12 protein-coding genes are annotated in these 15,899 nt (G+C 42.8%); 9 read left to right on the top strand and 3 right to left on the bottom strand.

Features of this window, described 5'->3' with window-relative positions; genetic code table 11:
• Positions 1 to 867 (top strand): hypothetical protein, encoded by an 867-nt coding sequence (locus tag BXO88_RS05575; RefSeq protein WP_078036758.1) that lies wholly within the window; start codon positions 1 to 3, stop codon positions 865 to 867.
• A gap of 35 nt (positions 868 to 902) precedes the next feature.
• Here BXO88_RS05575 and BXO88_RS05580 read toward each other — a convergent pair whose 3' ends face one another.
• From BXO88_RS05580 to metF, 3 genes are all read right to left on the bottom strand, one after another.
• Complete coding sequence (locus BXO88_RS05580) at positions 903 to 3,467, bottom strand: homocysteine S-methyltransferase family protein (protein ID WP_078036759.1); 2,565 nt, start codon at positions 3,465 to 3,467, stop codon at positions 903 to 905.
• A 118-nt stretch (positions 3,468 to 3,585) separates the two neighbouring features.
• A complete protein-coding gene (locus BXO88_RS05585; RefSeq protein WP_078036760.1) occupies positions 3,586 to 4,386 on the bottom strand; it encodes a vitamin B12 dependent-methionine synthase activation domain-containing protein in 801 nt (266 codons plus the stop codon).
• A gap of 151 nt (positions 4,387 to 4,537) precedes the next feature.
• Entirely contained in the window at positions 4,538 to 5,401 is an 864-nt protein-coding gene (gene metF, locus BXO88_RS05590; RefSeq protein WP_078036761.1) for a methylenetetrahydrofolate reductase [NAD(P)H], read from the bottom strand.
• Positions 5,402 to 5,865: 464 nt separating this feature from the next.
• On the opposite strand from metF, the gene BXO88_RS05595 reads away from it, so the two are divergent.
• From BXO88_RS05595 to BXO88_RS05630, 8 genes are all read left to right on the top strand, one after another.
• Complete coding sequence (locus tag BXO88_RS05595; protein WP_078036762.1) at positions 5,866 to 6,609, top strand: TraX family protein; 744 nt, start codon at positions 5,866 to 5,868, stop codon at positions 6,607 to 6,609.
• Positions 6,610 to 6,652: 43 nt separating this feature from the next.
• Complete coding sequence (locus BXO88_RS05600) at positions 6,653 to 8,017, top strand: MATE family efflux transporter (protein ID WP_242945161.1); 1,365 nt, start codon at positions 6,653 to 6,655, stop codon at positions 8,015 to 8,017.
• Positions 8,018 to 8,137: 120 nt separating this feature from the next.
• The gene (locus BXO88_RS05605; RefSeq protein ID WP_078036763.1) at positions 8,138 to 8,818 is read left to right on the top strand and encodes a flavodoxin family protein; all 681 of its coding nucleotides are present in this window, start codon (positions 8,138 to 8,140) and stop codon (positions 8,816 to 8,818) included.
• A gap of 5 nt (positions 8,819 to 8,823) precedes the next feature.
• Complete coding sequence (locus BXO88_RS05610; protein ID WP_078036764.1) at positions 8,824 to 9,495, top strand: helix-turn-helix domain-containing protein; 672 nt, start codon at positions 8,824 to 8,826, stop codon at positions 9,493 to 9,495.
• A 144-nt stretch (positions 9,496 to 9,639) separates the two neighbouring features.
• Complete coding sequence (locus BXO88_RS05615) at positions 9,640 to 10,248, top strand: recombinase family protein (RefSeq protein ID WP_078036765.1); 609 nt, start codon at positions 9,640 to 9,642, stop codon at positions 10,246 to 10,248.
• Between the two features lie 292 nt (positions 10,249 to 10,540).
• Complete coding sequence (locus BXO88_RS05620; RefSeq protein WP_078036766.1) at positions 10,541 to 11,992, top strand: MBOAT family O-acyltransferase; 1,452 nt, start codon at positions 10,541 to 10,543, stop codon at positions 11,990 to 11,992.
• Between the two features lie 27 nt (positions 11,993 to 12,019).
• Complete coding sequence (locus BXO88_RS05625; protein WP_078036767.1) at positions 12,020 to 13,708, top strand: hypothetical protein; 1,689 nt, start codon at positions 12,020 to 12,022, stop codon at positions 13,706 to 13,708.
• A 113-nt stretch (positions 13,709 to 13,821) separates the two neighbouring features.
• A complete protein-coding gene (locus BXO88_RS05630) occupies positions 13,822 to 15,786 on the top strand; it encodes an FAD-binding protein (protein WP_078036768.1) in 1,965 nt (654 codons plus the stop codon).
• Positions 15,787 to 15,899: the final 113 nt, after the last annotated feature.

Here is a 15,899-nt window from a genome sequence, read left to right on the forward strand (position 1 = left end):
ATGCAAAAAAGACTATTGTCAGTTTTGTTAGTATGTGTAATTATTTTCCTTTTTTCAGTACCGGTTATGGCACACGAAAAATCTGAACATGATGAAGATATTGAATATGTGCTGTTTCGTAATAAAGATTATAAGAAAACCCATCCAAATAGTAGTAACAGTAAAAAAATTCAAGCCATAGAAGATGCTACATATCTTTGTGTCGATCAGTTTAATGGAAAAGGAATTAAAGAATTAGAAAATCTACATAATGAAAAAATTCCTGATATACCTAAGTCAATTGATGAGTTTGATTTCAAAGATAATTATACACATAGGAAGCATACTCATAGAGGATGGAACGTTAATTATGACCGTAGTGCTCATTGGGATATTAGGCAAAGGATCCTCAGGAATACAGTTGATAAGGTGCTTTTTTCAGAAGTGAAATCTGTTTTTTCCTTTTTGCCGTGGGATTCCGATGGGAAAAAGTATAAAGAGCAATGTGAGAGTTTCTGTCAACTGCTGTATTATATTCACATAATAGGTGATCATATCGCGGCTGATAAATATAATGCGCTTTATTATACATATCATTTAACACAATTGCATGATAGGGATAATCCAGGAATTATTCCGGATTTAATATCATGCTTTGAGAAGTTGTTTAAATCTCAAAAAAACACTTACATGTATAATCAGCTTAAGCAAGAACTTGAGATGTTAATGGATAAAAGTGATAAGATACAAAGTTCTACAGGTGGAGTTAATACAGAAGAGAAGTTTGCTGAATATCATAAATGTGCAATAGATTTGCTTGAAGTATTAAGTACATATGTTCCGGAATTGTTAAGGAAAGAGGATTTCTTTTCTAAGAGTTTTTCATAAAAAAATAGGAGGGGCATCGCCCCTCCTGATTATTTTTACAGTAATCCCTTTTCACATAGTTCATCCGCATATCTTACGGTGGTCATGGCGTCTCTGCCGTAGCAGTCGGCGCCGATTTTATCTGCGTAGTCCTGAGTCATGACGGCACCGCCCACAGCGATCCTGCAGTCAGGCTTTTTCTCACGGAGCTGGCGGATGGTCTCCTCCATGTTGACTACGGTGGTGGTCATGAGGGCGGAGAGTCCCACCAGTTTTACATCCTGAGAAATGGCGGTTTCCACTACAGCCTCGGGAGGAACGTCCTTTCCGAGATCTATAACATCGTAGCCATAGTTTTCGAGAAGGACCTTTACGATGTTCTTTCCGATATCATGGATGTCACCCTTTACTGTGGCAAGAATCACCTTTCCCTTAACTTCCTGCTGTACCCCTGCCATGGATTCTTTTACAACAGAAAAGGCGGTCTTTGCGGCATCAGCCGCCATGAGGAGCTGAGGAAGGAAGATGGTTCCTTTTTCAAAGCCCTGACCGACTGTATCAAGGGCCGGAATCAGATCCTGATTTATGATGTCGAGAGCATCTCTTGAGCGCAATGCCTCTTTAGTGGCTTCTGCGGCGGGACCTGCCATGCCTCGCTCGATTGCTTCCATGAGTCGCGTCTTTCCGGCTTTACCTTCGGAACTGCCGCCTGATGAGGAATTTCCGTTTGAAGACTGTGCCGAAGCGGAAGCATTGGCCTGAGATTTAGAACCGTTTCCTAGGGGACTGCCGGAAAACTTTAAGTCTCCGGCTGAAATTCCGAGGGCATCAAGTACCCGGGCGCGGCAGTTGTCTACCGCCTCAGATACGCGCTTCTCGGGAGTTTTATAGTTCTGATAAGCTCCGATGAAATCCATGAAGTTCTCGTCCTGAGCGGTGAGAGCGCAGAAGCTCCGGTATGCCTGCATCATAGCCTGATTATTCGGGTTAATGATGGCGCAGGACAGTCCGTTCTGAAGGGCCATGGCGAAGAAGTAGGAGTTCACGAGTTCTCTTGCGGGGAGACCGAAGCTGATATTGGAAACTCCGAGGATAGAAGTTCCGTGAAGCTCATCCCGGATGCGGCGAATGGTCTCGAGAGTCACGAGGGCGCTGCGGGGGTCACTTGAAATGGTCATGCAGAGTCCGTCAATGACTACATCTTCCTTCCTGATTCCATAGGAAGCCGCTGTGTCGTAGATCTTCTTCGCGATGCGGATTCGTCCGTCGGCAGTGTCAGGGATTCCGTCTTCATCGAGAGCGAGGCCCACGATCACTCCGCCATACTTTTTAACGAGAGGGAAGATCTGATGCATCACTTCCTCTTTACCGTTCACTGAGTTGATAAGGGCCTTTCCGTTATAATGTCTCAGCGCCCGCTCCATGGCTGCGGGGTCTGAGGTATCTATCTGAAGCGGAAGAGCCAGCACGCTCTGAAGTCTGGTGATGACCTCGTCAATAAGCTCTGTTTCATCGATCTCGGGAGAGCCGACATTGACATCCAGAACATGAGCCCCGGCATCCTCCTGCTGTAAGCCCTGATCCACGATGTAATCGATGTCATGTTCGATGAGAGCCTGCTTGAAGCGCTTTTTTCCGGTGGGGTTGATTCGCTCACCGATGATGACCGGCTTCGCGACGCCGCCTATTTCCACCACCTGAGAGAAGGAAGATATCACTGTGTGATTTTCCGGCACAGGAGCGCGGAAGGGAAGAGAGGTAACAGCTTCGATCTCTTTTTTGATGTACTCCGGTGTGGTTCCGCAGCAGCCGCCGAGACCGGTGGCACCGATTTCCGCGATGGTGCGCATGAAGCCTGCAAATGCTTCCGCATCCACGTCGTAAACCGTATTTCCGTCCACTGACTTCGGGAGCCCTGCATTCGGATTAACAAGGACAGGTACGTGAGCTGCCTTTACGAGGCGTTCTACTATAGGAATCATCTGTTCAGGTCCGAGGGAGCAGTTGGTTCCCAGAGCATCAACACCGAGGCCTTCCAGCATGGCTACGGTAGATTCGGGAGTGCCGCCTGTGAGCATTTTCCCTGAGGCGTCAAAAACGCAGGTGATGAGGACCGGGAGGTCACAGTTTTCCTTTGCTGCGAGAACTGCAGCCTTTGCCTCATAGGAGTCATTCATGGTCTCGATGAGCACGAGGTCAGCACCTTCTCTGGCACCGATTCGAACAACCTCGGCGAAGATATCCACGGCATCGTCGAAAGAGAGGTCACCCATAGGTTTAAGGAGCTTTCCGGTGGGGCCGATATCGAGAGCGATGTAGGAATCATCCTCACGACCTGAACGGCGTCGGGCTTCCTTTGCAAGACCTACGGCAGCTGAAACTATCTCATCCAGATTGTCAGGATATTTAAGTCTGTTGGCGCCGAAGGTGTTGGTGTTGAAGATGTGGGAGCCTGCATTGAGATATCCAAGATGAAGGTCGATGATATCTTCCTGATGGGTCAGGTTCCATGTCTCGGGAAGTTCCCCGGGCTGGAGGCCCTTTGACTGCAGAATGGAGCCGGTACCACCGTCAAAAAAGATCCATTCTTTTCCTAAACGTTCGAGTATGTTTTTGCGCATTGAAAAGTCTCCTTAAGAGTGATTGTAGTTCGATTATACAGAATGATTCTGTGCAGGAAATACGAATATGAGTAAATGTTGTAATATACAGATACTGTAGTGGAATTGCATAGAGTAGTCAGCAGTGTCTGTACATGCAATCGGATGCCATGCTGCAATGAGTGCAGGAGGTTTCCGGAAGAGAATTGCGGCATATCTTTTCCGATCCCGTGGATTCTTTGGCAGATAGTCCGGTGGCTTCCAGAGGATTCACGACATCCGCAAGGTAAGCTTCATCATTTTCAGAAGAGCCAGCCGGTATAGTCATAGGTGAATCCAGAGATGATCTTTCATCCGGCTCAAACTTAACGCATCCGATAAATGCCGTGATGGATTTGCTCGGAACCATGAGAAGAGTGTCCGTAAGACTGATGCCGCACCACTTCTGCATGTCGAGTATTCTTGCGAAGTCTGTCTGAAGTGCAAGAGGCAGATCGCCGTAGCCGGGAGAGTATCTGGGACGGAGTCTGTAGCTCCTTTCTTCCTCCTGAGCCCGAAGCTTCTGCATTTCCGAATCCGCAAAGGCTTCAACCATCTCGGCACCTGCCGCCTGATATATGGCAGCATCCATGATGCTGGTTACTTCGCTTCGCTTAATCAGCTGGTCAATGCCTAATCCTACAGTTGCGGCGAACATATAGGCTTCATCGCAGCCCTGAAGATTTTTGTACAGGTTCTTTGACCTTATGGTGAGACCTGCTATATGAGTGATATCAGGGGCAGTCTGAGATATTGAAAATTTTCGATAAAAGCATCTGGGGGCGGCAGCAGCCTGCATCTTTTCTACGCAGAGCCTTATTCTTTCGTCTATCTCAGGGGTGGGAGTGATGTTCCGGTAGCCGAGAAAACGGTAAATTTCTTTGGTTCGTAATTCAATCATAGTTACATTTGTGTTTTGAAAGTGGGTGCGACTATATGTTAATTATATTCAGGAAAATAACGTGAATAGTGCGATTCAAAGCCTGCTTTCATAGAAATATCAAAAGTGCCGCGACCATTTGGCAACGGCACTGGAAAATCTAATTTGTTATTTAAACCTTCAGGATCTCCGAAAGATTCTTCTGGATCGCTTCAGCTACATCAGGCTTATTCATGGAATAAACGTGGATGTGCTTTACGTCGTTAGCTATGAGGTCAATGATCTGCTCTGTGGCGTAAATGATTCCTGCCTGCTTCATGGCCTCAGGATGGTCACCGAACTTATCAACTATTTCCTTGAAGCGGGTTGGAACAGTAGTTCCGGAAAGTGCAACGGAACGGCCCAGCTGCTTTGCATTGGTGATAGGCATTATACCTGCAAGTACAGGTACACGGATGTCGTTCTCGCGAAGTCTGTAAAGGAAGTTGAAGAACTCGGCATTGTCAAAGAACATCTGAGTGGTGAGGAAATCAACACCCGCATCGACTTTGAGTTTCAGGTTCTTGATGTCTTCGTCCTTGTGAGCACACTCAACATGACCTTCAGGATAGCAGGCGCCGCCTATGCAGAAGTTTCCGTGAGCCTTTATGTCTGCGATAAGCTCGGAAGCATAGTGATAATCATCATGAGGAGTTCCATCCTTTGGAATATCGCCTCTGAGAGCCATGATGTTCTCAAATCCGTTCTCCTTGAACTTCTGAAGCATATTGTGAACATGCTCCCTGGTGGAAGAAACGCAGGTGAGATGTGGGAGAACCTCGACTCCGTGTTTGTCACGGATATTCTTTGCGATGTTCAATGTAAACTCCGAGGTTCCGCCACCTGCACCATAGGTCACGGACATGAAGCTCGGGTGAAGAGCAGCCACATCTTCAGTTGCCTGCTGTACTGATTCAAAATTCTCGATCTTTTTCGGTGGGAAAACCTCAAAGGATAATGTTACCTTGCCGCTGTTAAGTATATCGATGATTCTCATAGTTCCCTCGCTGATTTCTATATATTGATTTAAGTGAAAATGACTCGGTGTCGACTTTGACACTCACACTTATAGCATTAACGACAGTGAATTTCACATGTGCAAAAAAGCGTCTTCCGACTAACTAATACTATTTAATCACATCGTCAAAATAATTCAAAATATATTAAATTTAGTAGAGGTTATAGATACAATTTATTGCACTTCGGGGTTGGGGTGAAAATATGTGAGAATAATGTCAGATTTGAATGTTTTCTTCCTTATGTGAAAAAAATAAAAAACCAGTGTAAAGCAGACAAATTACGTATTCTGATTTGTCTGCTTTTGTTTTGGTGATATTCTTATATGGAGAGTTAAGAGGTGAGAGACTTTGTTCATCATGAGGATTCAGAGGATGTCCGGGATTCAGAGAGCATACCTGATCATTACAGAATTAAGATTATACTTGCCGGAAAGAGGACTAAATGAATAACAGACTGTGTAATTCCAATTATCTGAAGCTGGTTGCGATCATTGCCATGACTATCGATCACGGGACAGATCTTCTTTACCCCGGTTTTCCGGCAGAGCCCATTCCATTGGCGCTTCATTTTATAGGCAGGCTTACGGCACCCATCATGTGGTTCTTTGTCTGTGAGGGTTATCATTACACGAGAGACGTAAAGAAGTATATGCTGAGGCTCGGGGTATTTGCCGTTATTTCGCATTTTGCCTATTGCTTCGGCTTCGGAATAAGTCTGAATCCTTTTGAAGGAAGTATCTTTAACAGAACCAGTGTGATGTATCCTCTTTTTATAGCGGTTCTGGTTCAGTACCTTGAGGACAATGCTTCTGCATGGAAATCATGGCTGAAGAGTTTCATTCAGTTTGTTCTGGTCTGGAGTGCTTTCCCTGCAGACTGGAGCTGCATAGCAGTTCTGGCGATTTTGGGGATGTATAAAAGAAGAGGGAACCTTGAGCTTCAGATGCTTGAAATGATAAAGTGGGTCCTTCTTTACGGAATCGTATCATACTTCTTTGTAAGTAAAGTTTATGCGCTGGAACTTGTGGGAGTCCTCATGGTATATCCTGTTTTGAAGTTTTACAATGGAGAAAGAGGAAAGGCACGATGGATGAAGTGGTTCTTCTATATTTATTATCCGCTGCACTTCGTCATCATCGGAATAATAAGATGTCTTGTCTATGGAGATGTGATGATCTCCGTATGAATGGTTATTTGCTGGAATTAAATCATTTGCAGAGGGAAAGTAAGTGAACGATAAAAAGTTTTTATTTGAAAAAGACAGTATACCGCATGCTTTAGGGGTTATGGCATTTCCTGCCATAGCAAGCCAGTTGATAACACTGATATACAATCTGGCTGATACATGGTTTGTCGGGAGAACAAATAATCCCTATATGGTGGCATCCTGTTCACTAGTGCTTCCTGTATATATGCTGACTATCGTTATATCGAATATATTCGGAGCCGGCGGTGGAACATTGATCGCACGTCTCATAGGAAAAGGTGAAGACGATGAAGCTTCAAGAGTTTCTGCGGCCTGTATATGGATGGCATTGGGCTTAGGTCTTGCGTTCTCTCTGATGTGCTTTTTTGTGATGACTCCGTTCCTTATTTTTCTTGGGGCAAGTGACAATGTGCTTGAATATTCCAGACAATACATGTTCTTTGTGGTGGTTCTTGGCGGGGTACCGGTGATATTCAGTAATACTGTGTCATCTATGCTGAGAAGTATCGGACTTTCTTCAAAAGCTTCATTCGGGCTCAGTATGGGTGGAGTTCTGAACATTGTACTGGATCCAATATTTATGTTTGTGATACTGCCTGACGGCAAACAGGTCATGGGAGCGGCACTTGCTACCATGATCAGTAATCTTGTTGTGGCAGTTTACTTCATCATAACTTATCAAAAGTCAGAGAAAGATACTGTGTTGAGATTAAGGATGAAGGGAGAGTACCCTTCGAAAGAATCTTTTTCGGCTATTTTTGGTGTCGGGATTCCGGCTGCAGTCGGCGTCCTTCTTTTTGACCTTTGCAATATCGTTATTAACAGACTGTCAGCCTCTTATGGAGACATTGAGCTGGCGGCTATCGGGATAGTTCTGAAAGCGGAGAGGCTTCCGCTGAATATAGGAATAGGTATCTGTCTCGGTATGATTCCGCTTCTTGCCTATAATTATTCATCCGGTAACAGGAAACGTATGGATGAGTTTTTCAGATTCGGACGTGCTGTAGGACTGGGAATCGGAATCACCTGTGTGATCCTTTATTATATTTTCGCGCCGGCCATCATGCAGGCGTTTATCGGAGATGCGGAAACTGTCCGATACGGAACCATGTTTCTCAGGGCGAGATGTTTTGCTACACCCCTTATGTTCCTCTGTTTTTCCATGGTTCATTTTACACAGGCCATCGGGAGGGGTAATGCTTCCTTCTGGCTGGCAGTGATACGCCAGATCGTTTTCAATATTCCGATACTTTTTTTGTTTAACAGACTGTTTGGCGTTATGGGTATCGTATGGACACAGATAGTGGCAGATATTTTTACGGTTATAGTTTCGTACATAATATATGCAGGGATAAGAAAGAGTGAAGGCTGGCCTGCTGGTTTATAAATAAATATGACGTCATTTTGGCGCCAATGGAATAAGAAACTGACTCTACTTTGAGTAGGTGGTCTTTGGCTCATACAAGTACTAAGATTTCAGCATAGGGGAAACCCCAAGGAGGAATAAATGAGAGTACTTGTATTGAACGGAAGTCCCAAAAAGAAAAGTGACACATTTCGTTTGACGGAAAGCTTTTTAAAGGGACTCAACAAAAAAGAGAAACATGATGTAGACATTATCAATGTCATCGAAAAGACGGTTGCACCCTGCAGAGGCTGCTTCAAATGCTGGGAGAAAATGGATGGCCACTGCGTAATGGAGGACGATCAGAATAGGATTCTGGATCTCTATACGAAGGCGGATCTTATTATCTGGAGCTTCCCGCTGTACTGTTATTCCATGCCGTCCCATCTAAAGGCGGTTCTCGACAGGACCGTTCCGCTGGTGAAGATGAGGATGGTGGAGGAGCAGGACGGAAGAATTCATCATGAAGCAGGGGCGGATTTTTCGAAACTTCATACACTTGTGATCTGCGGCTGCGGTTTTCCTGACTGGGACGGGAATTTTGATGGGCTCAGGATGATGTGCAAACAGTGCTTCTGCGGATCGGACATGGTATGTGTTCCGGAGGCACCTTTGCTCAATGTTCCTGCCGCGGCTGTTGTGGCAGATCCGTTGCTTCAGAAATTCGAAAGGGCCGGTGAGGAGTATGCGGAGACATTTCACCTTTCACCGGAGACTGTGACAGGTCTTGAGACACCTATGATACCGAAGGCTGAGTATCTTCGTAATGTGAACGGAGGCTGAGGAATATGAACCAGTACGTTACAGGTGCAGTTATCAAAGAACTGAGAGAAAAAAATAAAATGACTCAGAGCCAGCTTGCGGAGAAGCTGGGAGTCAGTGACAAAGCTATTTCTAAGTGGGAGACAGCAAAGGGGTATCCTGACATCACCCTTTTGGAGCCCATAGCGGATGCATTCCGGATCTCCGTAACGGAGCTGATTTCCGGAAACACCGTACACAATGAAAATGTATCGGCGAATATGCTCCGATCGAAATTCTATATCTGTCCGGTCTGCGGCAATGTGATCCACAGCATGGGGGAGGCAGTGATTAATTGTCATGGGATTCAGCTTCTGCCGGCTGAAGCAGAGCTGACAGATGAACAACATATGGTTTTTGTTGAGCGTGTGGAGGACGAGTATTTCGTCAGGATCGATCACGAAATGAACAAGAACCACTACATTTCATTTATTGCAGCAGTATCACCGGATCGCTGTCAGATTGTGAAGCTTTATCCGGAAGGAGAAGCCCAGGCGAGATTTTCCATCAATGGCGTGCAGAAAATCTTTTTCTACTGTAACCGAGATGGTCTTTTCAGTCATGAGATCATAAAAGGTATTGATGATAAAAAGAGCGGCTACGACGATACACAGGAACGGAGAGAGCTGGAGAAAGCAGCTGCCAGGCTGTTTGGATAGTGCTTAGAATTCGGATCAGGAAAAAATGTGTCCGTGACAATAGGCTTAAGTTGAAGTTTTATGGTTTCCGGCCATTTATAATCGGTTTTCTATAATGATTTACGACTTGAAAAAGCAAAAAAGAAAACGAAGGAGATTAAATGAATGGAGAGCCAAAAGCTGTATGCGTATATTCGTGTATCATCAAGAGATCAAAATGAAGACAGGCAGATGATTGTCATGAGGAATCTTGGTATACCGGAGAGAAACATTTTTGTAGACAAACAGTCGGGAAAGGATTTCGATAGACCGCAGTATAAAAAACTTCTTCGAAAGTTGGATGAGAACTCAGTCATGTATGTGAAATCTATTGATCGACTAGGAAGATCTTACAGAGATCTCAATGAACAATGGAGGATCATCACGAAGGAAAAGCATGCAGATATCGTAGTTGTAGATATGCCACTGCTTGATACAAGAAGAGAAAAGAATCTTATGGGAACATTGATAGGGGATATAGTATTGGCGCTTCTCAGTTATGTAGCGGAGAATGAACGACTTTGTATAAAGCAGAGACAAGCAGAAGGAATCATAGCGGCAAAGGCCAGAGGTGTTAAGTTTGGAAGACCGGTTCATAAGTTGCCGAACAATTTTTATGAAGTATGTTGTAAATGGCAAAATAAACAGATTACTATCAGGCAGGCTGCAGTAGATTGTGGAATGGCTGAATCAACTTTTTTCAAAAAGGCTCGCCAATATATGAATAAGGCATAAATTGGAAAATAGTTAGTTGTCGAGGCAGATTAATTTAATGATGGCGATTCGAAGAGTATTACTCAGATATAAGACTGAACGAGGTTGTGAAAGAGGTTGTGAAAAAAGATAATTTCAAAAAGTGTACTTTAGTAAATAAATTGTGTTCTTAGACACAACGACGATGATTATATCATATACGTACTATTTTTTTTGTACATCGAGCACTTTTTGCAGGAAATTCATAATAGTTGAGATGTGTATTCCTGTTTATTTCAAAAAGTACACTTTTTGAAATAAGGAAGCCTTAATTATGCAGTTTAATAGTTATGAGTTTGTACTCTGTTTTTTGCCTATCACAGTCATATTGTATTTTCTCGGGAATCATATTAGACCATTTGCAGGGAAAATGGTGTTGATATTGGCAAGCTTGGTGTTTTATGCCTATGAAAGGCTTAATATGCTCTTTTATCTTGGTGCAAGTATCCTGACAAATTATCTTTTTGCTATATTGATAAGAAAATTCAAGCTGAAAAGCAGACTTATCATGATGATCCCAATAATTATTAATGTGGTTGCCTTATTATATTTTAAGTATTCTGATTTCGTTGTCAGTAATTTAAATTCTTTTACCGGAAAAAATATAGATTTATGGAGAATTGTGCTTCCTTTAGGAATATCATTTTATACATTCCAGCAAATAGCTTATATTGTGGCGATTGAGCGATGGGAACTGAAGAATAACAGCCTTACTGATTATCTCGTATATATTTTATATTTTCCCAAGCTTATCATGGGACCTATCGTTGATCCTGTGGATTTCATAGGGCAGATAAATCAAAAGGAAAAGAAACGTATAGATATACATAATCTCGCAGTTGGGATAAAGTTATTCAGTTTAGGATTGATAAAGAAGGTCTTGCTGGCGGATACATTTGCAAAGGCTGTGGCTTGGGTATATGGAAACTTTGATTTTGCCACATCCATGGATTGCATTCTTCTTGTTTTATTCTATACATTTGAAATTTATTTTGATTTTAGTGGGTACAGTGATATGGCAGTTGGAATATCATCCATGATGAACATTGAACTTCCCATGAACTTTGATTCACCGTATAAGGCTATATCTATAAAAGATTTCTGGAAAAGATGGCATGTTTCTCTCACAAAATTCCTGACAAAATACATTTACATACCACTGGGTGGATCCAGAAAAGGTATCGTATTTACATATATTAACATAATGATAGTTTTTATGGTTAGCGGAATATGGCATGGAGCCAACTGGACGTTTATTTTATGGGGATTTCTCCATGGACTTATCAGCTGTTTTGACAGGGCGCTTCAGAAGACAGAAGAAAAAATATTTATGCCGGTAAGGTGGCTGTGTACCTTTGGCTGTGTCAATGTTTTGTGGCTGTTATTCAGTGCAGAATCCATAGGTCAGTGGAAAGCTGTGATTAAAAGAATATTGTCAATGCAGAGTACTGAGATCAGCAGTGGGCTTATTGGAAACTTCAATCTTGCTGAGAGTCAGTTTATATGTGATATGTTGTTTATTCCCGATCGTATTCAATATGGAGTCAGAGGATTTAATATGCTTGTCTTTATCTTAGCGGCTTGTATTATCTGTTTCATTCCGGAAAACAATTTTAGAAAAATAGATAAATTGAGTTTTGCTTCGCTGATACTTTCGGTGCTTTCTTTTGTTTGGGGAGTTTTACGCCTTGGCTCGGAATCCGTATTTGTATATTTCGGTTTTTAATTGGATTTTTAGAAGGATAAACAAAGAATGAAAAATATAGTCATAAAAATATGGCATGGGTTAATTAACATGAAAGAGAAAATCTGGATTACTATATGGTTTACTTTGAGCTTTTCTATAGTAATGTTCATCTCTGCGGAAGTATATAAAGTAGATCCTTTTTTTCACTATCACAAACCGAATATAAGCAGATACTATTATGAAATCAGCAATGAGCGAAGCCAGAATGATGGAATACTGAAACATTTCGATTTTGATGCCATGATAGTTGGAACATCCATGACCGAGAACTTCAGAACGACAGAAATGAATGACATATTCGGGTGCAATGCAGTAAAAACCCCATTTTCTGGCGGATCCTATAAGGAGATAAATGATCATATTGAAACAGCGCTAAAGCATAACAATAATCTGAAAATAGTGGTTCGGGCTTTAGATATGGATAGATTCTTCGATAAATGGGACAATATGCGTGATGATCTCGGGACATATCCGACGTATCTGTATGATGATAATCCATTTAATGACGTAAGATATTATTTGAACAGAGACATTGTATTCTCATGGGTCTATAAGATGATTTCTGATAAGAAGAAAGAAAGCTTTGAACCGGGTATATCGTCTTTTGATGGATATGCAAGATGGCAGGGCGGGTATACATTTGGGATAGATACGGTATGTCCGGATGGAATATATATCAGTAATTCGGAAATGGAAGAATCACTCACTGAAGAAGAAAAAGGAGACATTAAAGAGAATATAAAACGTAATGTCACAGAACTTGCGGATCGATATCCGAACGTGGATTTTTATTATTTCTATTCGCCTTACAGTATAGCATGGTGGAGAGAGATTCTTGATAAGGGTGAATTTGAAAAAAGACTGGAAGCTGAAAAGTTTATAACAGAGCTTATACTTCCACATAAGAATATTCATTTATATTCATTTAATAACAGGACTGATATTATAACAGATCTGAATCATTATAAAGATAATGCGCATTATGCATGTTGGATAAATTCGCTTATGCTTAAATGGATGCATGATGGAGAAGGACTTCTTTCTGAGGATAATTATGAGGATTACCTGAAACAAGAGAGGAAATTCTATTCAACATTTGACTATGAAGGTTTAAACGGGCAGGAGGATTATGAGGCGGATTTCTATGCAGCAGCACTTCTAAATCATGAACTGACCGGTGCGGAACCAGTGAATGTGATGCTTGACAGAAAAACTGATGTTAGATTAAGGGATGCAGAAAAGATAATCTATGAAGGTGAAAATGCTATAAAGTGCGATTCTATGTATGAAAATGAACCATCTGATGATCAGAATGCGTTTATTAAATTCAGTGAGTATAAGGGAATTAAGTTTTCTTTCGATATGGATAAAGGCTATAAAGGACACGGTTATCTGAGCTTTTGTGGACAGAAGCTGTCCGAGTCGGAGAATGGAGAAATGAGGGTATTTGTTGTAGACAGTTCTGGAAATATAGTCGCTGAAAAGAATGTTGAATATCAGGATATGGACGAAGAGAGACATCAATATGTTTTAGATCTTTCAACTATATCTGGTCAGGTAACAGTGGTATTAGGTGCTGGCGAAGCACCAGTACCTCCCGAAGAAGATGGTAAAGCAAAAAGGAAAAAGAAGTTGAGTGTTAAGAACGAAGCAAAAGAAACCGGTTTTTTATTCAGCGATATCTGCTTTTATTGATCAATGTCCGAGTCGCATATGAATAAAAAAGAATTGGGAAAACATTACCTTATTTTATATAATGTATAAGTAACCGAAATGGCTTGATAGTTTATATTCTAAGGGAGGATATTATGTCAAACAAAATAACAAGAAGAGATTTCCTTAAGGGAATGAGCGCTACAGCTGTTATAGCAGGACTCGGTTCTCTTGCGGGATGTTCTGCAACAGAGGTACCGGAGGCAACAATAGCTGCATCATCCACAGAGGCGGCAACAAGTGCGGCTTCTTCCGGAGCGGCTCTATACAAGCCGGGAACTTATACCGCAACAGCTAAAGGTATGGGTAATGTTACCATGAAAGCCACCTTCTCAGAGGATGCCATCACAGATATCGTGCTGGATGTTTCCGAGGAAACCGAAGGAATCGGTAAGGCCGCTGGTGACGAACTGATCAAGCAGTTTATGGATGCTCAGAACGCTAACATCGATGGTGTTTCCGGAGCTACTATCACTACAAATGCAGCAAAAGAATGTCTCAATGACTGTATCAGACAGGCAGGCGGAACTGTAGTTGAGGTTTCTGAAGAGGAAGAAGAGCTTGATCTCACACCGTCCCGCACAGTTTCATCTGATGCTGTAGTTATCGGCTGCGGTGCAGCCGGAATTCAGGCGGCACTTGTTCTTCAGGCAGCCGGAAAGAAGACCATTCTCCTTGAAAAGGGAGGTTCCTGCGGAATTTCCAATGGTTCTGTAGCCGGTGGACCTGCACTCGCAGAGACAAGAGTTCAGGAAGCTGAGAATGCAACCGTTACTGCCGAGACTCTTTACAAGTGCGAATATGGCTTCAGCCGCGGAACAGTAAATGGTTCACTTTTACGTAAGTGCGTCGATGTCGGTGAGAGAGTTGTTTCCAACTTTATGGATAACGGCGTAAACATGGGTCTCAGAAGAGATGCCTACGGAATGGGATTCCGTGCCCGTCACAACTTTGCCAACCTTGAGGGCAAGCAGGTCAAGGGTGTGGATCGCTTCCAGCCGCTGATCGATAAGTTTGAAGCTGACGGAGGACAGTTCTTCGTTAACAGCGAGGCTCTCAAGCTTGTCAAGACTGGTGATGCTGTAACAGGCGTTATCGTACGTCACACAGCAACAAAGGAAATCGTAGAGTATGATGCCAAGGCTGTACTCGTTGCAACAGGCGGATATGCAGGAAATGATAAAAAGCTTCGTGAGATTTACGGAGATATCACAGTATGGCCTCTCTGCAATACACTTTCAACCGGTCAGGGTTATGACATGGTTATCGAAGCCGGCGGTATAGCAGATCGTAACTGGGCACTTTGCTGTAATGAATTCGGCGGCGCAAATCATAAGATTCCTGTTCAGGGACCTGCGATGCGAAACGCAAACATCGCTCTTGAGTTTGCTATATATGGTGGACTTATCGTTAACCAGAACGGTGATCGTTTCATGAATGAGCAGTATCTTTCAGATCGTCCATTGGCGCTTGGCGGTGAGATGGCGTTAAGAGAAGGAAAGTACTATGCAGTAGTAGATCAGGAGATGTTTGACACCTGCCGTGACAAGGGTATCCTTGAGTATTATGGAAGCCCTGAAGACTGGTATGTTGGATATACCGGTATGAAGGACAAGGTAATGGCAGATCTTGATGAAGGAACAGAGACCGCTATCGAGCAGGAGTGGGCAGCCAAGGGAACATTAAAAGAATGTGCTAAGTTCTTCAGCATGAACAACCTCGAGAAAACAGTTGAAGAGTACAATGCGCTCTGTGATGCAAAGGAAGATACACAGTTCTTCAAGGCTCCGTATCTTCTTCATAAGTTAAGCGGAGACACTTACTATGTTTTCGAGTATGAGATGTCAATCTGGTCTACCTTCGGCGGAGTAAAGACTGATGATTATGCAAGAGCTCTTACAGCTGATCAGACTCCTATTCCGGGACTTTATGTTGCCGGTGTAGATAACGGAAGTCTTTACTGCAGCCCTTATTATGAGAATGAAGGCGCAGCTCTCGGAACAGCTTATACAAGCGGTATCGTTGCAGCAGACTGCATGCTTGAATACCTTAATGCTTAAAAAGTAAAATCTGAAATAAAATTCAGCCATCGCAGGAAGATGAATCATCAGCCTGCGGTGGCTTTTTGAGTGCAAATATCAGTATAGAAGTCTCTTTTTATTTACTCATTTTG

This window comes from Oribacterium sp. C9 (assembly GCF_002007235.1).
In the GTDB taxonomy this organism is placed as follows: Bacteria; Bacillota; Clostridia; order Lachnospirales; family Lachnospiraceae; genus Oribacterium.

What these genes read in the sequence shown, in the direction of transcription:
- BXO88_RS05575 (WP_078036758.1), top strand. Translation starts at nt 1, where the DNA reads ATGCAAAAAAGACTATTGTCAGTTTTGTTAGTATGTGTAATTATTTTC.
- BXO88_RS05580 (WP_078036759.1), bottom strand. Translation starts at nt 3,467, where the DNA reads ATGCGCAAAAACATACTCGAACGTTTAGGAAAAGAATGGATCTTTTTT.
- BXO88_RS05585 (WP_078036760.1), bottom strand. Translation starts at nt 4,386, where the DNA reads ATGATTGAATTACGAACCAAAGAAATTTACCGTTTTCTCGGCTACCGG.
- metF (WP_078036761.1), bottom strand. Translation starts at nt 5,401, where the DNA reads ATGAGAATCATCGATATACTTAACAGCGGCAAGGTAACATTATCCTTT.
- BXO88_RS05595 (WP_078036762.1), top strand. Translation starts at nt 5,866, where the DNA reads ATGAATAACAGACTGTGTAATTCCAATTATCTGAAGCTGGTTGCGATC.
- BXO88_RS05605 (WP_078036763.1), top strand. Translation starts at nt 8,138, where the DNA reads ATGAGAGTACTTGTATTGAACGGAAGTCCCAAAAAGAAAAGTGACACA.
- BXO88_RS05610 (WP_078036764.1), top strand. Translation starts at nt 8,824, where the DNA reads ATGAACCAGTACGTTACAGGTGCAGTTATCAAAGAACTGAGAGAAAAA.
- BXO88_RS05615 (WP_078036765.1), top strand. Translation starts at nt 9,640, where the DNA reads ATGGAGAGCCAAAAGCTGTATGCGTATATTCGTGTATCATCAAGAGAT.
- BXO88_RS05620 (WP_078036766.1), top strand. Translation starts at nt 10,541, where the DNA reads ATGCAGTTTAATAGTTATGAGTTTGTACTCTGTTTTTTGCCTATCACA.
- BXO88_RS05625 (WP_078036767.1), top strand. Translation starts at nt 12,020, where the DNA reads ATGAAAAATATAGTCATAAAAATATGGCATGGGTTAATTAACATGAAA.
- BXO88_RS05630 (WP_078036768.1), top strand. Translation starts at nt 13,822, where the DNA reads ATGTCAAACAAAATAACAAGAAGAGATTTCCTTAAGGGAATGAGCGCT.